At 57.3% G+C, this 18,706-nt stretch carries 31 protein-coding genes; all 31 read left to right on the top strand.

What is annotated here, in order from left to right; translation table 11 throughout:
- Positions 1–71: 71 nt before the first annotated feature.
- Positions 72–944, top strand: a complete 873-nt coding sequence (locus tag DW937_RS07480) for a YitT family protein (protein ID WP_165852911.1) — start codon at positions 72–74, stop codon at positions 942–944.
- A 127-nt stretch (positions 945–1,071) separates the two neighbouring features.
- Complete coding sequence (locus tag DW937_RS07475) at positions 1,072–1,326, top strand: DUF1858 domain-containing protein (protein WP_005938058.1); 255 nt, start codon at positions 1,072–1,074, stop codon at positions 1,324–1,326.
- 1 nt (position 1,327) lies between these two features.
- Positions 1,328–2,038 (top strand): class I SAM-dependent methyltransferase, encoded by a 711-nt coding sequence (locus DW937_RS07470; RefSeq protein ID WP_120120555.1) that lies wholly within the window; start codon positions 1,328–1,330, stop codon positions 2,036–2,038.
- 88 nt (positions 2,039–2,126) lie between these two features.
- Positions 2,127–2,903 carry a Nif3-like dinuclear metal center hexameric protein gene (locus DW937_RS07465; protein WP_120120554.1) on the top strand — a complete coding sequence of 259 codons (777 nt, stop codon included), beginning with the start codon at positions 2,127–2,129 and terminating at the stop codon, positions 2,901–2,903.
- Between the two features lie 217 nt (positions 2,904–3,120).
- A complete protein-coding gene (locus DW937_RS07460) occupies positions 3,121–4,875 on the top strand; it encodes an NFACT RNA binding domain-containing protein (protein WP_120120553.1) in 1,755 nt (584 codons plus the stop codon).
- 728 nt (positions 4,876–5,603) lie between these two features.
- Positions 5,604–5,915, top strand: coding sequence for a 30S ribosomal protein S10 (rpsJ, locus tag DW937_RS07455; RefSeq protein ID WP_005934923.1), 312 nt, complete (start codon positions 5,604–5,606; stop codon positions 5,913–5,915).
- Positions 5,916–6,012: 97 nt separating this feature from the next.
- Positions 6,013–6,645 (top strand): 50S ribosomal protein L3, encoded by a 633-nt coding sequence (gene rplC / locus DW937_RS07450; RefSeq protein ID WP_005938036.1) that lies wholly within the window; start codon positions 6,013–6,015, stop codon positions 6,643–6,645.
- 14 nt (positions 6,646–6,659) lie between these two features.
- Positions 6,660–7,283 carry a 50S ribosomal protein L4 gene (rplD, locus tag DW937_RS07445; protein ID WP_005938033.1) on the top strand — a complete coding sequence of 208 codons (624 nt, stop codon included), beginning with the start codon at positions 6,660–6,662 and terminating at the stop codon, positions 7,281–7,283.
- Positions 7,283–7,579, top strand: a complete 297-nt coding sequence (gene rplW / locus DW937_RS07440; RefSeq protein ID WP_005938030.1) for a 50S ribosomal protein L23 — start codon at positions 7,283–7,285, stop codon at positions 7,577–7,579. The genes rplD and rplW overlap by 1 nt, the downstream gene beginning before the upstream one ends.
- Positions 7,580–7,657: 78 nt before the next feature.
- Positions 7,658–8,488: a 50S ribosomal protein L2 gene (gene rplB / locus DW937_RS07435; RefSeq protein WP_097777144.1), complete on the top strand. Its 831-nt coding sequence runs from the start codon at positions 7,658–7,660 to the stop codon at positions 8,486–8,488.
- Positions 8,489–8,505: 17 nt separating this feature from the next.
- Entirely contained in the window at positions 8,506–8,772 is a 267-nt protein-coding gene (gene rpsS, locus DW937_RS07430; RefSeq protein WP_005921883.1) for a 30S ribosomal protein S19, read from the top strand.
- 18 nt (positions 8,773–8,790) lie between these two features.
- On the top strand, positions 8,791–9,126 hold the full coding sequence (gene rplV, locus DW937_RS07425; protein WP_005921882.1) for a 50S ribosomal protein L22: 336 nt from the start codon (positions 8,791–8,793) through the stop codon (positions 9,124–9,126).
- Positions 9,127–9,138: 12 nt separating this feature from the next.
- On the top strand, positions 9,139–9,843 hold the full coding sequence (gene rpsC, locus DW937_RS07420) for a 30S ribosomal protein S3 (protein WP_005938023.1): 705 nt from the start codon (positions 9,139–9,141) through the stop codon (positions 9,841–9,843).
- Positions 9,843–10,283, top strand: coding sequence for a 50S ribosomal protein L16 (gene rplP, locus DW937_RS07415; protein ID WP_097774397.1), 441 nt, complete (start codon positions 9,843–9,845; stop codon positions 10,281–10,283). Before rpsC ends, rplP begins: the two co-directional genes overlap by 1 nt.
- On the top strand, positions 10,273–10,458 hold the full coding sequence (gene rpmC / locus DW937_RS07410; protein WP_005921879.1) for a 50S ribosomal protein L29: 186 nt from the start codon (positions 10,273–10,275) through the stop codon (positions 10,456–10,458). Before rplP ends, rpmC begins: the two co-directional genes overlap by 11 nt.
- Before the next feature lie 12 nt (positions 10,459–10,470).
- Positions 10,471–10,728, top strand: a complete 258-nt coding sequence (gene rpsQ, locus DW937_RS07405) for a 30S ribosomal protein S17 (RefSeq protein WP_005938017.1) — start codon at positions 10,471–10,473, stop codon at positions 10,726–10,728.
- Between the two features lie 41 nt (positions 10,729–10,769).
- Complete coding sequence (gene rplN / locus DW937_RS07400) at positions 10,770–11,138, top strand: 50S ribosomal protein L14 (protein ID WP_005938014.1); 369 nt, start codon at positions 10,770–10,772, stop codon at positions 11,136–11,138.
- A 13-nt stretch (positions 11,139–11,151) separates the two neighbouring features.
- Positions 11,152–11,466, top strand: coding sequence for a 50S ribosomal protein L24 (gene rplX, locus DW937_RS07395; protein ID WP_005934911.1), 315 nt, complete (start codon positions 11,152–11,154; stop codon positions 11,464–11,466).
- Positions 11,467–11,483: 17 nt separating this feature from the next.
- The gene (gene rplE, locus DW937_RS07390; RefSeq protein ID WP_005938011.1) at positions 11,484–12,029 is read left to right on the top strand and encodes a 50S ribosomal protein L5; all 546 of its coding nucleotides are present in this window, start codon (positions 11,484–11,486) and stop codon (positions 12,027–12,029) included.
- 17 nt (positions 12,030–12,046) lie between these two features.
- On the top strand, positions 12,047–12,232 hold the full coding sequence (locus DW937_RS07385; protein ID WP_005921866.1) for a type Z 30S ribosomal protein S14: 186 nt from the start codon (positions 12,047–12,049) through the stop codon (positions 12,230–12,232).
- Positions 12,233–12,342: 110 nt separating this feature from the next.
- The gene (gene rpsH / locus DW937_RS07380; RefSeq protein ID WP_005938007.1) at positions 12,343–12,741 is read left to right on the top strand and encodes a 30S ribosomal protein S8; all 399 of its coding nucleotides are present in this window, start codon (positions 12,343–12,345) and stop codon (positions 12,739–12,741) included.
- Between the two features lie 17 nt (positions 12,742–12,758).
- Entirely contained in the window at positions 12,759–13,310 is a 552-nt protein-coding gene (gene rplF, locus DW937_RS07375; RefSeq protein ID WP_005938003.1) for a 50S ribosomal protein L6, read from the top strand.
- Positions 13,311–13,328: 18 nt separating this feature from the next.
- Complete coding sequence (gene rplR, locus DW937_RS07370; RefSeq protein ID WP_005938000.1) at positions 13,329–13,688, top strand: 50S ribosomal protein L18; 360 nt, start codon at positions 13,329–13,331, stop codon at positions 13,686–13,688.
- Positions 13,689–13,707: 19 nt separating this feature from the next.
- On the top strand, positions 13,708–14,208 hold the full coding sequence (gene rpsE, locus DW937_RS07365; RefSeq protein WP_005937997.1) for a 30S ribosomal protein S5: 501 nt from the start codon (positions 13,708–13,710) through the stop codon (positions 14,206–14,208).
- A gap of 14 nt (positions 14,209–14,222) precedes the next feature.
- Positions 14,223–14,408, top strand: coding sequence for a 50S ribosomal protein L30 (gene rpmD / locus DW937_RS07360; RefSeq protein ID WP_005934904.1), 186 nt, complete (start codon positions 14,223–14,225; stop codon positions 14,406–14,408).
- A gap of 20 nt (positions 14,409–14,428) precedes the next feature.
- Positions 14,429–14,869: a 50S ribosomal protein L15 gene (gene rplO / locus DW937_RS07355; protein ID WP_005934902.1), complete on the top strand. Its 441-nt coding sequence runs from the start codon at positions 14,429–14,431 to the stop codon at positions 14,867–14,869.
- Position 14,870: 1 nt separating this feature from the next.
- A complete protein-coding gene (gene secY / locus DW937_RS07350) occupies positions 14,871–16,166 on the top strand; it encodes a preprotein translocase subunit SecY (protein ID WP_005937994.1) in 1,296 nt (431 codons plus the stop codon).
- A 114-nt stretch (positions 16,167–16,280) separates the two neighbouring features.
- The gene (locus DW937_RS07345) at positions 16,281–16,913 is read left to right on the top strand and encodes an adenylate kinase (protein ID WP_005937991.1); all 633 of its coding nucleotides are present in this window, start codon (positions 16,281–16,283) and stop codon (positions 16,911–16,913) included.
- A 2-nt stretch (positions 16,914–16,915) separates the two neighbouring features.
- Positions 16,916–17,707, top strand: coding sequence for a type I methionyl aminopeptidase (gene map, locus DW937_RS07340; RefSeq protein ID WP_120120552.1), 792 nt, complete (start codon positions 16,916–16,918; stop codon positions 17,705–17,707).
- A gap of 517 nt (positions 17,708–18,224) precedes the next feature.
- Positions 18,225–18,476, top strand: coding sequence for a translation initiation factor IF-1 (gene infA, locus DW937_RS07335; protein ID WP_005937979.1), 252 nt, complete (start codon positions 18,225–18,227; stop codon positions 18,474–18,476).
- A gap of 35 nt (positions 18,477–18,511) precedes the next feature.
- Positions 18,512–18,625 (top strand): 50S ribosomal protein L36, encoded by a 114-nt coding sequence (gene rpmJ / locus DW937_RS07330; protein WP_005921832.1) that lies wholly within the window; start codon positions 18,512–18,514, stop codon positions 18,623–18,625.
- The last annotated feature ends 81 nt before the right edge of the window (positions 18,626–18,706 follow it).

The raw sequence follows: 18,706 nt of genomic DNA, 5'->3' as shown, positions 1-18,706 counted from the left end.
GCGAAACGCTTGATAAATGCGGATTTTTTCGTTATCATAAAAGAAAGAAATTCAAGAACGAGGGACAAAAGATGATAAAGCTTTCATATGAGCAGCAGATCGCATTCAATTCGCTGTCCATCATCGTGGGCAATGCACTGTATGCGCTCACGGTGGTGCTGTTTCTTGTGCCGTCAGGCCTGATCACCGGCGGTGCCACCGGCATCGCACTGGGCATCAACCGTGCATTGGGACTGCCGGTGTCCGGTGTGCTGTTCGTCATCAACATGACCATGCTTACGGTGGGCTGGGTGCTGCTGGGGCGGCGCTTTGCCATCACCACCATTGCCAGCACCGTGCTCAGCCCCCTGTTTCTGGCTCTGTGGGAGCGGGTGTTCACAGGCTTTGTGCTCACCGATGATCTGGTGCTCAACACCATTTTTGCAGGCCTCGGCGTAGGCGTTTCGCTGGGCATCACCATCCGGGCAGGCGCATCCACCGGCGGCATGGACATCCCTCCGCTGGTGCTGAACAAATATTTCCACATCCCGGTGTCGGCCAGTATGCTGGTGTTCGATATGCTCATCCTCTGCCTGCAGGCGGCGTTCAGCCCGCTGCAGCAGTGTCTGTACGGCATCGTGATGGTGATCGTGTATACGGTGGTGCTGGACAAGGTGCTCATCTTCGGCACTACCCGCACCGAGGTAAAGATCATCAGCCAGCACGCCGATGATATCCGCGAAGCCATCTTCATCCAGCTGGACCGCGGCGTGACCGTGCTGCATGGCGAGGGAGGCTACAGCCACGAGCCGGAGCAGGTGCTGCTGAGCATCGTGAGCAACCGCCAGCTGCCGAAGCTGGAAAAGCTGGCCCATGCCATCGACCCCACCTGCTTTATGATCGTGAGCCATGTGACCGAGGTGAGCGGGCGCGGCTTCTCGCTGGAAAAGAACTATCAGGCGTGACGGGGAGGGCTTTAAGGAAAGCGGATTTTCCGCAAGGCTCTTGCAAAACAGGCATGGTTTGGGGTATAGTATAGAAAGACGGTAGGTTTTACCGCAAAAGACCCCCCATACAGAAAGGAAAACCATCATGTTTGATATTTTCAATATGCTCAAGAAGGAAGAACACAAGGACGCAAAGCAGGTGACCCGCGAGACCATCATCGGCGATATCCTGGATATGGACCAGACCACCGCTCCCTACTTCATGGAGATCGGCATGCACTGTCTGGGCTGCCCTGCATCCCGCGGCGAGAGCATCGAGGAGGCCTGTGCTGTCCACGGCGTGGACTGCGATGAGCTGATCGAAAAGCTGAACGAGCATCTGGCCGCAAAGAAGGCATAAATTGCTGCCCACACTGGATGCGCGTCTGGCTGCCGCCGCAGAGCTTGTGCGGCCGGGAGAGCCGGTGGCGGACATCGGCTGCGACCACGGCAAGCTGACGGCGGTGCTGGCGGCTTCGGGAAAATACCCGAAGGTGATTGGTGCCGACCTGCGGCCCGGCCCGCTGGCAAAGGCAGAGCAGACGCTGGAACATGCAGGCTGTAAAGACCGCGCTGAGCTTCGGCTTGGCGACGGTCTTTCTGTGCTTACGGAGAACGAAGTAGGCAGCATCGTGCTGGCGGGCGTTTCCGCCCAGACCACTTGGGAAATTTTAGAGAAAGCCCCGTGGGTGTTCACCGTGGGAGGGCCGCGGATCATCATGATCCCGGCCACCCGCCACGACGCGCTGCGCCGCTGGTTGTGGGAGCATGGCTTCTCCTTTGCAGCCGACCGCCCGGTGCAGGCGGCGGGCCGCTGGTACGCGGTGATGGCGGCGGAGTACACCGGCAGGGTGTATGCGCCCACCTTTGCCGAGTGCCTGTTTGGCAGTACGGGAGAGTGGCCTGGGGGAAAAGGCTACGCCGACTGGCAGAAGGCAAAGCTGCCCCGGATGCGCCTTGGCGTGCCGGATGGCAGCGAACTGGCGCAGGAAATCGATAGTTTATTAGCTGGCTTGCCCTCTCAGGCCGCTTCGCGTCCAGCTCTCCCAAAGGGAGAGCCTTTGGCAAAATGATGAACGCTGCATGGAATGCCAAGGCCTCTCACCATGGGAGAGGTGGCATTGCGTAAGCAATGACGGAGAGGGCGAGGATGGTGAAGATATGATAACAGTTAATCAGATATACGAAGCAATGCAGGCCATCGCGCCGCTGGAGCTGGCGGAACACTGGGATAATCCCGGCCTGCTGGTGGACTGCGGCGGGCAGATGCACCGGGTGCTGGCAGCACTGGACATCACCCCCGAAGTGGTGGCCGAAGCCGCCGCAAAGCAGTGTGAGATGATCGTGTCCCACCACCCGGTCATTTTTGATCCACTCAAAAAGATCGGCCCGCAGGATGTGCCGTTCCAGCTGGTGCAGGCGGGCATTTCTGCCATCTGTATGCACACTAATCTGGATGCTGCCGAGGGCGGCGTGAACGAAGTGCTGGCAGGCATCTTTGGCATGAAGAATATGGAAACCTTTGCCGAGGGCTGCGGCCGCGTGGGAGCCATTGAAGAAATCGCGGTTCCAAAGCTTGCCCGCAAGGCACAGCAGGAGCTTGCTGCGCGCTGCAACCAGCCGAAGAACGGCCCGGCGGTGCAGGTGAAGTTTGTGGATGCGGGGAAGCCGGTCAAGCGCTTGGCGGTCATCAGCGGTGCGGGCGGAAGCCTGTTTGCAGATGCCATTGCTATGGGCGCGGACTGCCTGCTGACCGGTGAAGCCAACCACCACCACGCCATCGATGCCAAGCGGCTGGGCCTTTCGCTCATTGCGGCGGGCCACTATGCCACCGAATTTCCGGTGACTGCCGCCGTGGCTGCAAAGCTGCGCGCCGCCCTGCCGGAGCTGGAAGTGCTGGTGAGCACTGAAAACCGGGATCCGTATACGTATTTATAAAGAAAGCTGCAATAAGGTGAACGGCCTCGCCCTCTCAGTCTCGCATCTGCTCGACAGCTCTCCCAAGGGGAGAGCCCTTGGCAAAACCATGAACCTTGCGTAGACTGCCAAAGCCTCTCACTTTGGGAGAGGTGGCACGGCGTTAGCCGTGACGGAGAGGGCGAGGCCGCTTAAAATAAAAGAATTTCCATTCCAAATCATAAACGAGGTAAACACTATGGCATTGGATGCCGCGACACTGGCCCTTACGGCAGCAGAGCTCAAAGCAACGCTGACCGACGCCAAGATCGCAAAACTATTTGAACCCACCCGCGATGAGCTGGTGCTCACCCTGCGCACCCGCACGGATACCTATGCGCTGCTGCTTTCGGCCCGCAGCGGTTCCGCCCGCGTGTGCCTGACCGAAGAAAGCTTTGAAAACCCGGAAACGCCGCCCTCCTTCTGTATGCTGATGCGCAAGCATCTCACCGGCGGCAGGCTGCTGGACGTGCACATGGAGCCGGGCGACCGCATTGTCTACTTTGATTTTCAGTGCACCAACGAGATGGGCGACCTTGTGCGCAACACCCTGTGTGCCGAGCTGATGGGCCGCTACTCCAATCTGGTTCTGGTGCAGAACGGCAAGATCATTGACGCACTCAAGCGCGTGGATTTTGAGGACAGCGATGTGCGCCAGCTGCTGCCGGGCCTGCCCTATACCACGCCGCCCAAGCCTGCAAGACCGGACTTCCTGCTGGTGAGCAGTGCGTCCATCGTGGCAGCAGCCTGCCAGAGAGATCTGCCGGTGGCAGATGCCCTCAACAAGACCGTGGCCGGTGTTGGCCCGGTGGTCTGCCGCGAAGCTGCATGGCGTGCCTTTGACGGCGAACATCTGCCCGCCAATGAGCTGACCGAGGAACAGAAGCGCAAGCTTATGGCCGCCATCGACGAGCTGAAGGAAGAGCACGCAACCGGCGGTACGCCCTGCAGCGTCACCGACCCCAGCGGAAAGCCCATCGAGTATACCTTCTTCCGCCCGCAGCAGTACGGCGAAAAATATATAATAAAGGAGTGGCCCTCCTTCAACGCCATGCTGGAGGGCTACTACGCTGAGAAGGACCGCGCGGAACGCCTGCGCACCAAAAGCAAGGAGCTGCACAAGGCGGTGCACAATATGTACGAGCGCGCCGTGCGCAAGCAGGCCGCCCGTCAGGAAGAGCTTGCTGCCAGCGGCAAGAGCGAAAAGCTGCGTCTGTACGGTGAGCTGCTCTCGGCAAACCTCTATCTGGCCCAGAAGGGCATGAAGAGCATCACCGTGCCCAACTGGTACGACGAGGGCAAAGAGGTGACCATCCCGCTGGACCTGCGGTTCACACCCAGCCAGAACGCCCAGAACTTCTTCAAGAACTATAAAAAGAAGCAGACCGCCGCCCGGATGCTGGTGGATCTGCTGGCAGAGGGTGAAGAGGAGATCGCCTATCTGGAAACGGTGCTCTACGAGGTGGAGTCGGCTTCCGGTGAGGCGGCCCTCAACGAGATCCGGGCAGAGCTGAAGAGTCAGGGCTACCTGAAATACTACAAGCAGCGGGATAAGCGCCAGAAGCCTGCAGATTTCCTGCGGTTCACTTCCACCGATGGCTTTGAGATACTGGTAGGCCGCAACAACGCCCAGAACGACAAGCTCACCCTCCACACCGCCCGGGGCAAAGACCTGTGGTTCCATGTGCAGAAGGCCCCCGGCAGCCACGTTGTGGTCATGAGCCGGGGCGAGGAGATCCCGGACACCACCAGGCAGGAGGCCGCGGAGCTGGCAGTCATCTACTCCAGCACCTACAAGGCGGGCACCGGTGCCAAGGTGGCGGTGGACACCACCGAGGTGAAAAACATCTGGAAAGCCAGCGGTGCCAAGCCCGGCATGGTGCTGTACGAGGTGTACACCACGGTCTACATCACACCCCGGGATGGGCTGGAGGAGCAGCTGAAGAAAAAGTAAAAACGAACTCCTTCAGGCGCTTACGCGCCAGCTCCCTCACGGAGGGAGCCCTTGGCAGTACGGAAAAGTTTCCCTCTTTGCCAAGGGCTCTCCCTTTGGGAGAGCTGGCAAAGCCGACAGGCTTTGACTGAGAGGGCGAGGACGGTAGTGCTCCGGCCCTGCTTTTTATTATATATGTATAAAAGCGGCAGAACAGCCCATACTAAGCACTGCGCAGCGGGCGCGGCGGAGTTTTCCAGCCGCAAAATGGAAACGGATTGTGCATCTTGCACAGAAAATGCGCTTTTTGATAAAACAGAGAAAATAAAAAAGAAAATTCGTTCTTTTTTCTAAAAAACACTTGCCAAATGCACGAAGGTGTGATAGAATAACTCTCGGCTGCAAAGGGCTTGTGCGATACAAGTCGTGCAGGCCAGCGATATGCGTAGATGCGGGAGGTTGTCATCCGGCGATAGCTGCGATGGGTTATTTCCGCGGAGTATGTCCGATCTTAGAACCGGGCGAAAGAATTACTGACAGCGATGGAATACGTTCCCTCGGCAGAGAAGTTACTCCTCTGCGAAACGGGCGGAACCAATGTTCGGATTTGATTTGCTAATATGTTTCCGGGAGAACTGCCATGCGGTTCACCGGTTTTTATAGTGCCAAATCGAGGAACACCCGGAACTGTGTAGAGCAATTTATCGGCTCGCCTAGGGCAAAATCAATTTTTTCAGGAGGCGTAAGCAATGGCAGTCAAAGAGAAAATCAGAATCCGTCTGCAGAGCTATGATGCTCAGCTGATCGATGCCGCAGCAGAGAAGATCGTGGAGACCGCAAAGCACACCGGTGCACGCGTGTCCGGCCCCATCCCCCTGCCCACCGATCGTGAGATCGTTACCGTTCTGCGCGCTACCCACAAGTACAAGGATAGCCGCGAGCAGTTCGAGAGCCGCACTCATAAGCGTCTGATCGACATTCTGAAGCCGTCCAACAAGACGGTCGAGGCTCTGATGAGCCTCCAGCTCCCCGCTGGCGTGGACATCGAGATCAAGCTGTAAAAGACATTCGATCAAATTCGATGCCCTCGTTTCCCGAGGGGTCATGTTGGCAGTGACGTGCGCTGCCAACCAATAACCTTTACAGGAGGAAAAGAAAATGGTTAAAGGCATTATCGGCAAGAAAGTCGGTATGACCCAGCTGTTCGACGCGAACGGCAAGGTCGTTCCCGTCACCGTCATCGAGGCTGGTCCCTGCACCGTCGTGCAGAAGAAGACCGTCGAGAGCGATGGCTACCAGGCTGTTCAGCTGGGCTTCGGCGAGGTTTCCGCCAAGAAGGTCAACAAGGCAGCTGCAGGCCACTTCAAGAAGGCAAACGTTGCCCCCAAGAAGACCCTGCGCGAGTTCCGTCTGGAAGATGTTTCCGCAATGAACGTTGGCGACGTGCTGAAGGCTGATGTCTTCGCAGAGGGCGACAAGGTGGACGTTGTGGGCGTTTCCAAGGGCAAGGGCTACCAGGGCGTTATCAAGCGCTACGGTCAGCACCGTCTGCGTGAGAGCCACGGCACCGGTCCTGTTGCTCGTCATGCAGGTTCTAACGGTTCCACTTCTACCCCTGCTCGCGTGTTCCCCGGCAAGCGCCTGCCCGGCCACATGGGCTTTGTGCGCGTCACCGTGCAGAACCTGACTGTTGTCAAGGTTGACACCGAGAACAATCTGATCGCTGTCAAGGGTGCGGTCCCCGGTTCCAAGGGCACCATCATCACTCTGGCCAACAGCGTGAAGGCGTAAGGAGGAAAGCTACAATGGCAAAGTTTAACGTAGTCGATATGAACGGTCAGCATGTTAGCGAGATCGAGCTTTCCGACGCCGTGTTCGGTATCACCCCGAACGAGAAGGCTGTCCACATTGCTGTGGTGAACTTCCTGGCCAACCAGCGTCAGGGCACCCAGAACACCAAGATCCGCATGGAAGTTTCCGGCGGCGGCAAGAAGCCCTGGCGTCAGAAGGGCACCGGCCACGCTCGTCAGGGTTCCATCCGTGCACCGCAGTGGACTCACGGCGGCGTCGCTCTGGGCCCCAAGCCCCGCAGCTACAACTACCACATCAACAACAAGGTCAAGCGCCTGGCTCTGCTGAGCGTCCTGTCCGACAAGGCTGCCAATGGCAACATGGTCGTTGTTGACAAGTTCGCTTGCGATGAGTACAAGACCAAGACCGTGGTTGCAATGCTGAACGCTGTTGGCGCCGGCAAGAAGAACCTGCTGGTCAACGAGACTGTCGATGCAAAGTTCGTCAAGAGCGCTGGCAACATTGCCGGTGTGAAGACCACCTTCGCAGGCAGCGTGAACACCTACGATGTGCTGAACGCCGACAAGCTGATCATCAGCGTCGACGCAGCTAAGAAGCTCGAGGAGGTGCTTGGCTAATGAAAACCGCACATGATATCATCCTGAAGCCGGTCATTACCGAGAACTCCATGGCTGGCATCGCTGACAAGAAGTACACCTTCAAGGTCGCTACCGATGCTACCAAGGTCGAGATCGCTCAGGCCGTTGAGGTCCTGTTCCCGGGCGCTAAGGTCGCAAAGGTCAACACCATTTCTGTGCGCGGCCGTTTCCGCCGCCAGGGTATGCACGCCGGTTACACCGCTGCATCCAAGAAGGCTATCGTGACCCTGACCAAGGACTCCAAGGAGATCGAGTTCTTCAACAGCATGGTCTAAGCCGAACCCGCCGAGGGTTCCTCTATGGGGATATGACCCCGATAATAATTCATAAGATAAACAAAGGAGAATAGCACTATGGCTATCAAGAAGTATGGCCCCACTACTCCGGGCCGCCGCGGCATGACCGTCACGGATTACAGCGTCCTGTCTAAGGTCGCTCCCGAGCGCAGCCTGCTGGAGCCCATGAAGAAGCACAGCGGCCGCAACAACACCGGTCGCATCACCGTCCGTCATCAGGGCGGCGGCAACCGCACCAAGTATCGTGTCATCGACTTCAAGCGTCAGAAGACCGATATGCCCGCTACCGTCAAGACTCTCGAGTACGATCCGAACCGCAGCGCATTCATCGCTCTGGTCGAGTACACCGATGGCGTCAAGAGCTACATCATTGCTCCCGATGGCCTGAAGGTGGGCGATGTGGTCGTCAGCAGCAAGTCTGCCGATATCAAGCCCGGCAACTGCCTGCCCTTCGAGAACATCCCCGTCGGTACCATCATCCATAACATCGAGCTGTATCCCGGCCGCGGCGCTCAGCTGGTTCGTTCCGCTGGCAACATGGCTCAGCTGATGGCTAAGGAGAATGGCTACGCTCTGGTTCGTCTGCCCTCTGGTGAGATGCGCAACGTGCCCGTGAACTGCACCGCAGTCATCGGTCAGGTTTCCAACATCGACCACGAGAACGTCAACCTGGGCAAGGCTGGCCGCAAGCGCCACATGGGCGTTCGTCCTGGCAGCCGTGGTACCGTCATGAACCCCTGCGACCATCCCCACGGTGGTGGCGAGGGCCGCGCACCTGTTGGTCACTCCGGTCCTATGACTCCCTGGGGCAAGCCCGCTCTGGGTCTCAAGACTCGCAAGCATCATAAGCGCTCCGATAAGCTGATCGTGAAGCGTGCAGGTAAGTAAGAGAGGAGTTTAAGACAATGGGTAGAAGCATTAAAAAAGGACCTTTCGTCCAGGCTGCTCTTATGAAGCACGTTGAAGCGATGAACGCTTCCGGCAAGAAGCAGGTCATCAAGACCTGGAGCCGCGCCTCCACGATCTTCCCCGAATTCGTTGGTCACACCTTTGCCGTCCACGACGGCCGCAAGCATGTGCCTGTGTATGTGACTGAGGACATGGTTGGCCACAAGCTGGGTGAGTTCGTTCCCACCCGTACCTTCAAGGGCCACACTGGTAATTCTAAGTAATAGAGGGAGGAACACAACATGGAAGCTCGGGCAATTCTTCGTTATGCCCGCATTAGTCCTCGTAAGGTGTCTATCGTTATGGACCTGATCCGTAACAAGCCCCTGGACGAAGCGCTGGCAATCCTGCAGTACACCCCGAAGGCAGCTTGTGAGCCCCTTCTGAAGCTGGTGAAGTCTGCAGCCGCTAATGCGGAAAACAACTTCAATATGGACAAGAACAACCTCTACGTCGCCGAGTGCTACGTCTGCCCCGGCCCGACGCTGAAGCGCATGATGCCTCGTGCACAGGGCCGCGGCTACCGCATCCTGAAGCGCACCAGCCACATGACCGTTGTTCTGAAAGAGAAAGAGTAAGGAGGGAAAACAATGGGCCAGAAAGTAAATCCGCACGGCATTCGTGTCGGCGTTATTAAAGACTGGGACAGCCGCTGGTTTGCCTCCAAGAAGGATTTCAGCGATAACCTCGTCGAGGACCACAAGATCCGCACTGAGCTGAAGGCTCAGCTGAAGGATGCTGGTGTGCCCAAGATCGAGATCGAGCGTACTGTGGACCCGTCCACTTCCGCTCCTCGCGTAACTGTCAACATCTACTGCGCTAAGCCCGGCATGGTCATCGGCAAGGGCGGCGAAGAGCGCGTTGCTCTGCAGAACAAGCTGACCAAAGAGTATGGCAAGACTGTCATCGTCAACGTCATCGAGGTCAAGAGCGCTGCTACCAACGCTCAGCTGGTCGCTGAGGATATCGCTCGTCAGCTGGAGAACCGCGTGACCTTCCGCCGTGCCATGAAGCAGTGCATGCGCAATGCCATGAGCCCCCGCGATCGCGCAACCGTTCCCGCAAAGGGCATCAAGGCAATGTGCTCCGGCCGTCTGGGCGGCGCTGATATCGCTCGTACCGAGAGCTATCACGAGGGCACCATCCCCCTGCAGACCCTGCGTGCTGACATTGACTACGGCTTTGCAGAGGCTGCTACCACCTACGGCCGCATCGGTGTCAAGGTGTGGGTCTACAAGGGCGAAGTCCTGAAGAGCGCTAAGACCGCTCAGAAGAAGGAAGGAGGCAACAAGTAATGTTACTGCCTAAGCGTGTTAAGTATCGCCGCGTCCAGCGCGGCCGCATGACCGGTAAGGCTACCCGCGGCAACGTGGTGTGCCAGGGCCAGTACGGCCTTGTTGCTCTGGAGCCGGCATGGATCTCTTCCACCCAGATCGAGGCTGCTCGTGTTGCCATGACTCGTTACATCAAGCGTGGCGGCAAGGTGTGGATCAAGATCTTCCCCGATAAGCCCGTAACTGAAAAGCCCGCTGAGACCCGCATGGGTTCCGGTAAAGGCTCTCCCGAATACTGGGTCGCTGTTGTGAAGCCCGGCCGCGTTCTGTTCGAGCTGGCAGATGTCGATGAGACCACTGCCCGTGAGGCTCTGCGTCTGGCTATGCACAAGCTGCCCATCAAGTGCAAATTTGTTGTCCGTGAGGACTCCGTGAAGGAGGATGGCACCAATGAAGGCTAATGAACTCCGCGAAATGCAGACCGCAGAGCTGACCAGCAAGCTGGCAGACCTGAAGGCCGAGCTGTTTAACCTGCGCTTCCAGCATGCCATCAACCAGCTGGAGAACCCCGGCCGCATCGAAGCAGTCAAGAAGGACATCGCCCGCGTGATGACCGTTCTGGCTGAGAAGCAGTAAGGAGGTTAAACGATGGAAGAACGTAATCTGAGAAAGACCCGCGTCGGCGTCGTCGTGTCCGACAAGATGGATAAGACCATCGTGGTTGCCGTTAAGGATAGCGTGCAGCACCCCCTGTACAAGAAGATCCTGAAGCGTACCGCCAAGTTCAAGGCTCGTGATGAGCAGAACGAGTGCGGCATCGGTGACCGTGTTGAGATCATGGAGTGCCGCCCCCTGTCCAAGGATGTGCGCTGGCGCCTGGTCCGTATCGTTGAGAAGGCAAAGTAATTTGCCCGCTGCTTTGAACAGTTTGAAAGGAGATATCTGATATGGTTCAGATGCAAACTTATCTCAAAGTTGCCGACAACACCGGTGCCAAGGAGCTGATGTGCTTCCGCGTGCTGGGCGGCACCCGCAAGAGATACGCAAACATTGGTGACGTTGTGGTCTGCTCTGTCAAGAAGGCAGCCCCCGGCGGCTCCGTTAAGAAGGGCGACGTTGTGAAGGCTGTCATCGTGCGCAGCAAGCATGGCGTGCGCCGCGACGACGGCTCCTACATCCGTTTCGATGAGAACGCCGCCGTTATCGTTATGGCCGACAAGAGCCCCAAGGGTACCCGTATCTTTGGACCCGTTGCTCGCGAGCTGCGTGATGCCGGCTACACCAAGATCCTGAGCCTGGCTCCGGAATCGCTGTAAGGAGGTTTTAAAAATGAATAATCTTCATGTTAAAACCGGCGACAACGTTATGATCATCAGCGGCAAGGACAAGGGCCACACTGGTAAGGTCCTGCAGGTCAGCCCCTCTGAGAACAAGGTCATCGTTGAGGGCCAGAACATGGTTACCAAGCACGTCAAGCCTCGTCGTCAGGGCGAGCAGGGCGGCATCGTCAAGGCTGAGGGTGCTATGTACGCATCCAAGGTCATGCCCATCTGCCCCAAGTGCGGCAAGGCCGTGCGTGTGGGCCACGTCGAGAAGGACGGCAAGATGGTTCGCGTCTGCAAGAAGTGCGGCGCTGAGCTGTAAGAAAGGAGTAAGGAACAATGGCTCGTTTGAAAGAACAGTATGTCAATGAAATTGCTCCTGCTCTGAACTCCAAGTTCGGTTACAAGAGCGTTATGCAGATCCCCAAGCTGGACAAGGTCGTCATCAACGTTGCCTGCGGCGAAGCCAAGGACAACGAGAAGATCCTGGAAGCTGTTATGAAGGATCTGGGCCAGATCACTGGCCAGAAGGCAGTCGTCTGCCGTGCCAAGAAGAGCGTTGCTAACTTCAAGCTGCGCCAGGGCACTCCCATCGGCTGCAAGGTCACCCTGCGCGGTGAGCGTATGTATGAGTTCGTCGATCGCTTCTTCAACATCGCACTGCCCCGTGTCCGCGACTTCCGCGGCATCAACGGCAACGGTTTTGATGGCCGCGGCAACTTTGCATGCGGCATCAAGGAGCAGATCATCTTCCCCGAGATCGACTTCGAGAAGGTCGATGCAGTCCGCGGCATGGATGTCTGCTTTGTCACCACTGCCAAGACTGACGAAGAGGGCAAGGAGCTGCTGAAGGCTCTGGGCGCTCCGTTCGCAGAGAACAACTAAGGGAGGAGATTTCTACAATGGCTAAACTGTCTATGAAGCTGAAGCAGTCTCGTCCTGCTAAGTTCTCTACCCGTGCATACACCCGCTGCCGCATCTGCGGCCGTCCCCACTCCGTGCTGCGCAAGTACGGCGTGTGCCGTGTGTGCTTCCGTGAGCTGGCCTACAAGGGCGAGATCCCGGGCGTGAAGAAGGCTTCCTGGTAATCAAGCCAGAGGGCCGGATAATTTGTCGGATATCCGCCCCGGGGCAACGATGTTTCGGGGCGGTATCATTATAAAACAAACGAGAGCTAATCTAAGGAGGTTAGTGGCAAATGCAGATTACTGATCCTATCGCGGACCTGCTGACTCGCATCCGCAACGCTAGCACTGCCAAACACCCTTCTGTGGAGATCCCCGCTTCCAACATGAAGAAGGCTATCTGCCAGATTCTGGTTGACGAGGGCTACATCAAGGGCATGCAGGTCAAGAACGACACCGTTCAGGGCACCATCGTTGTCACCCTGAAGTATCAGGCTAACGGCGAGCCCGTTATCGCTGGTCTGCGCCGCGTGTCCAAGCCCGGCCTGCGCATCTACACCAACTGCGAGGATATGCCCAAGGTCATGAAGGGCCTGGGCACCGCAATCATTTCCACCTCTAAGGGCATCATGACTGATAAGGCTGCACGTGCTGCACACGTCGGCGGCGAAGTCCTGGCCTACGTGTGGTAAGAAAGGGGTAAAAGACAATGTCGAGAATTGGAAGAAAACCCATCGTCATTCCTGCCGGCGTTACTGTCACTGTCGATGAGGCAGCACATCACGTCGCCGTCAAGGGCCCCAAGGGCAGCCTGAATTCCAACTATCATCCCCTGATGACCGTCAAGGTCGAGGGCAATGAAGTTCTGGTTACCCGCCCCAATGACGAACCCCAGGCCCGCAGCCTGCACGGCCTGACCCGTACCAACATCGCCAACATGGTGAACGGTGTTGTGAACGGCTACGAGAAGAAGCTGGAGATCGTGGGTGTCGGCCTGCGCTGCCAGAAGCAGGGCTCCAACCTGGTCATGAACCTGGGCTTCTCTCATCAGGTGAACATTCCTGATACTGAGGACTGCACCATCGTGTGGCAGGATCCCAACCACTTCACCGTTACCGGTATTGACAAGCAGAAGGTCGGCCAGTATGCTGCCGAGATCCGCGCCAAGAAGCCGCCCGAGCCTTACAAGGGCAAGGGCATCCGCTACGAGGGCGAGGTTGTCAAGCACAAAGAAGGCAAGGCCGGCAAGGGCAAGAAATAAGGTAAGGAGTGAAAGACAATGGTTAAGCAGATCGACAAGAACGAAGCTCGTCTTCGTCGTCATCGCCGCGTTCGTAACAAGATCAGCGGCACCGCAGCACGTCCTCGCCTGGATGTTTTCCGCTCCGCCAAGCACATTTACGCTCAGATCATCGATGATGAGCAGGGCGTGACTCTGGTGTCGGCTTCTACTATGGACAAGGACTTCAACGGCAACGGCGGCAACGTCGAGGCCGCTGCTGAGATCGGCAAGAAGATCGCAGCAAAGGCTCTGGAAAAGGGCATCACCGAGGTCGTGTTCGACCGTGGTGGCTACGTTTATCATGGCCGTGTTAAGGCCCTGGCTGATGGCGCCCGTGAGGGCGGCCTGAAGCTGTAATGAGAGGAGGAAACACATTATGGCTATGAGAAACCGTGAAGACGACGGCATGATCACCAAGGTTGTCTCCATCAACCGCGTTTCCAAGACTGTCAAGGGCGGCCGCATCATGAAGTTTGCCGCTCTGGTTGTCGTGGGCGACGGCAAGGGCACCATCGGTTACGGCATCGGCAAGTCCGGCGAAGTGCCTGAGGCAATCCGCAAGGGCGAAGCTGCTGCTAAGAAGAACATGCACAAGGTTGCCCTGAAGGGCACCACCATCCCCCACGAGATCGTCGGCAAGTACGGCGCAGGCGCCGTTCTGCTCAAGCCGGCTGCACCTGGTACCGGTATGATCGCCGGCGGCCCTGTGCGTGCCGTCATTGAGGCTGCTGGCATCAAGGACATCCGTGCGAAGTCTATGCGTTCCAACAACCCCATCAACGTTGTTTCTGCTACCTTCGCAGGTCTGTGCGGCCTGGTCAGCGCTGAGTCTGTCGCTGAGAAGCGCGGCAAGACCGTGAAAGAAATTCTGGGTTAAGGAGGTAACAAACCATGGCAGATAAGATGCTCAAGATCGAGCTGAAGAAGAGCCTGATTGGCCGCGGCGCTAAGCAGATCGCTACCGCTGAGGCTCTGGGCCTGAAGAAGCCGGGCGACGTTACCGTTCAGCCTGACAATGCCGCTACGCAGGGCAAGATCGCAAAGATCGGCTTTATGCTCAGCGTCACCGAAGCCTAATAGCAGGGGGTATACGCATAATGAAACTTCATGAATTGCACGCGATTCCCGGCGCAAACAAGGCTGTGACCCGTAAGGGCCGCGGCATTGGCTCCGGCAATGGCAAGACTGCCGGCTTCGGCAGCAAGGGCCAGAAGGCCCGCTCCGGCGTGAAGCACGCTGGTTTCGAGGGCGGCCAGATGCCTCTGGCACGCCGCCTGCCCAAGGTTGGCTTTAACAACATCTTTGCTACCCAGTACGCCATCGTCAACGTGGCTGATCTGGAAGCTGCTTTCAATGCCGGCGATGTCGTCGATACCGAGGCTCTGAAGGCAAAGGGTCTGGTCAAGAAGACCCTGGACGGCGTTAAGGTTCTGGGCAACGGCGAGCTGACCAAGGCTCTGACCGTGAAGGCCGCAGCCTATTCCGCTTCTGCCAAAGAGAAAATCGAGAAGGCAGGCGGAAAGGCTGAGGTGATGTAAGGTGTTCCAGACATTCCGTAACGCATGGAAGATCCCCGAGCTTAAAAATCGTCTCCTGTTCACGCTGGCGATCCTCGTGGTGTACCGTCTGGGCTGTGCCATTCCCGTTCCGTTCGTTTCCGGCTCTGCGCTGACGCAGATGTTCGCAAACGGCGACATGCTCTCCTATCTGAACATGATGAGCGGTGGTGCTCTGGCCCGTTGCACGCTCTTCGCGTTAGGTGTGACACCCTATATCAACGCCTCCATTATTGTGCAGCTGCTCACCGTGGCAATTCCTGCGCTGGAAAATCTGGCAAAGGAAGCCGACGGCCAGCAGAAGCTGCAGCAGATCAACCGGTACGCAGGTGCTGTGGTCGCTCTGATCATGAGCATCGGCTACTACTTCGTGATCCGCAATATGGGCGCACTGAAGTACGTTTCCGGCGGTGCCGGCATCTTTGCCGCCATCGTCATCATCGCAACCTTTGTGGCTGGCGCACAGCTGATCACATGGTGCGGTGAGCAGATCGATGACAAGGGCATCGGCAACGGTGTCTCGCTCATCATCTTTGCTTCGATCGTCTCCAACTGGTCTTCGCTGTACACCTCTGTCAAGGGTCTGCTGACTCAGGCAGCGTCCGGCAAGCCCCAGTACTACTTCTTCCTGCCGCTGCTGATCGTGCTGGCACTGGTGGCTGTGGTCTTCGTGGTCGTCATGACCAACGCAGAGCGCCGCATCACCATTCAGTACGCAAAGCGCGTGGTAGGCCGCAAGCAGATGGGCGGTCAGAACAGCTATCTGCCCCTGAAGCTGAACATGAGCGGCGTTATGCCCATCATCTTCGCTTCGGCTCTGGTGTCCATCCCGGGCACCATCGGCAGCTTCCTGCAGATCGACCAGCAGGCACACCCGGTGTGGTATGCATTCTTCCACACCTTCAACTACACCTCCTGGCTGTACGTTGTGATCTACCTGCTGCTGATCCTGGCATTCAACTACTTCTATGTGGCCATCCAGTACAACCCCGTTGAGATCGCCAACAATCTGCGCCGCAACAACGGCTCGATCCCCGGCTTCCGTCCCGGCAAGCCGACCAGCGATTTCATCACCCGCACCCTGAACAAGATCACCCTCATCGGTGCCATCTTCCTGGCTGCGGTGGCTGTGCTGCCGATCATTCTGGGCAACCTGACCGGTATGAGCATCCAGCTGGGCGGTACCAGCCTGCTGATCGTGGTTGGTGTGGCACTTGATACCACCCGCAGCCTCGACAGCTTCATGACGATGCGCAACCACAAGGGCTTCCTTGGTTGATCCACAATAATTAAGATGTGAGAAAGCACTGGAAAGGAGAGTACGCTCGAACTTTTCAGTGCTTTTTTACTTTTTTGGAGTTTACATCCTCTAGCAAAGGAAAGGAATGATCCTATGAATCTGATCCTGTTGGGCGCACCTGGTGCTGGTAAGGGCACTCAGGCCGAGATCATCTGCGCCAAGCTGAACATCCCCTCCATCAGCACCGGCAACATTCTGCGCGCTGCTGTCAAGGAAGGCACCGAGATGGGCCTGAAGGCAAAGAGCTTTATGGACGCTGGCGCTCTGGTGCCCGATGAGGTCATCATCGGCATCCTGAAAGAGCGTCTGGCTCAGCCGGACTGCGCAAACGGCTTTATCCTGGACGGTGTGCCCCGCACCATCGCTCAGGCCGAGGCCATCGAGACCATGGGCATCCGCATTGACAAGGTGCTGGAGCTGCAGGTCGAGGACAATGTGATCGTTGACCGCATGAGCGGCCGCCGCGTCTGCGAGAAGTGCGGCGCAAGCTACCACATCGTCAACAAGAAGAGCAAGGTCGAGGGTGTGTGCGACCTGTGCGGCGGCAAGACCGTCATCCGCAAGGACGACCAGCCTGCCACCGTGCTGGATCGTCTGAAAGCATATCATGAGCAGACCGAGCCGCTGGTGGAGTTCTACCGTACCCGCGGCAAGCTGGCAGAGATCAAGTTCTGCCCCTCCATCGAGGAGACCACGGCTGAAGTCATGAAGGCTTTGGAGGCATAATCGTGATTCAGATCAAAAATGCGAAAGAGCTGGACGGCATGCGCAAGGCAAATGCCCTGAGCGCAGCTGCCCTGAAGTACGGCGGTGAGCATATCGAAGCAGGTATGACCACATGGGAATTGGATAAGCTGATCTACGACTTCATCGTGAAGCACGGCGGAACCCCCAATTTCAAGGGTCTGTATGGCTTTCCGGGTACGGCCTGCATCAGCCTGAATGATACCGTTATCCACGGTATCCCTTCGCATGACATCGTCATTCGCCCCGGTGATATCGTCAGCATCGACACCGGCGCAAAGATCGACGGCTTCAATGGCGACAATGCCTGCACCTATGCGGTGGGTAAGGTCGATCTGGAAGCACAGCGCCTGCTGGACGTGACCAAGGCTGCTCTTTATAAAGGTATCGAGCAGGCTGTGGCCGGCAACCGCATCGGCGACATTGGCTATGCTGTGCAGAGCTACTGCGAGGATGCCGGTTTCTCGGTCGTCCGCGAGTTCGTGGGCCACGGCACCGGCCGTGAGCTGCACGAGGACCCGGAAGTGCCCAACTACGGCCATCAGGGCCGCGGCCCGCGCCTTGTGCCCGGCATGACCATTGCCATTGAGCCCATGATCTGCCAGTACGACTGCAAGATCACCCAGTCCAAGGACGGCTGGACCGTCAAGACCAAGGACGGTGGTCTGGCTGCGCACTTTGAGCACTCCAATGCGATCCTGAAGGATCACACTGAGATCATGACCCGCTTCTGGGATGACCCGGATTTTGACCCGGAAAAGTTCAGCCTGAAGTAAGCTGATCCCTGAAATATGAGAAGCGCCGCCTGTGAAGAGCAGAAATGCTCCGCCGCAGGCGGCGTTTTTGCAGGGACAGACCTGCTGTTTGTGCAATTATGACAACTTTTGGTGAAAAAGTTTCATCTTTGCGGTGGAGAAAAACCAAGACCGGGGAGAGAAAGGGCAGCTTTTGAATTTCGAGAATTTTTTATCGGAAATACGGAAAAAACCTCTTGCAAATTGACAACAAAAGGTGTATAATCTATAAATGGCTGTGGAAGCCAGATACTTCCTCGGCGGACAGGGATTTTCTGCCCGTTTTGCGGATTTTGTGCCGCGAAAGATGAAGTATGTGGCGATCATCGCCGCCTGTCCGTCTGTGGACCGGCACTGGAACTGGAGAACACTGAAGCGGCAAGCTGCGGTCAAACGGGCGCAGGCACGTGAAAACCGCGGCGCTTTCAGGGTTCCAAGGCAAAGGCACCGGTTCAGGTTCAACGACAAACTGAGCAGATCCAATGAGGAGGCAAATAGCTTGTCTAAGGAAGACGTTATCGAGATCGAAGGCATTGTGCGTGAAGCCATGCCCAACGCCATCTTTAAGGTGGAAATGTTGAGCGAGGATAAGAACACCGGGAAGCTCACTCCCAGCGGTCACATCCTCTTAGCGCACATCTCCGGCAAGCTGCGGACCAATTTCATCCGTATCCTGCCCGGGGACAAGGTTACCGTGGAAATGTCGCCCTATGATCTTTCTAAGGGCCGCATCACCTGGCGCTCCAAATAAGCACCAGGGTATCAACCAAAAGGAGGTTCAACATCATGAAGGTCAAGCCTTCCGTGAAACCCATCTGCGAAAAGTGCAAGGTCATCCGCCGCAAAGGCCGCGTGATGGTCATCTGCCAGAACCCCAAGCATAAGCAGCGCCAGGGCTAATTCGGGCGCCTGGGGGTCAAGTGCGTAGAGTCCCGGCGCAGACCCCGACACTGACATGGGATGATTTTTGGAGGAAACTAC

Origin of the sequence: Faecalibacterium sp. AM43-5AT, assembly GCF_003603345.1 — a bacterium.
Lineage (GTDB): Bacteria > Bacillota > Clostridia > Oscillospirales > Ruminococcaceae > Faecalibacterium > Faecalibacterium taiwanense.
This window is presented reverse-complemented; position numbering and strand designations above follow the sequence as displayed.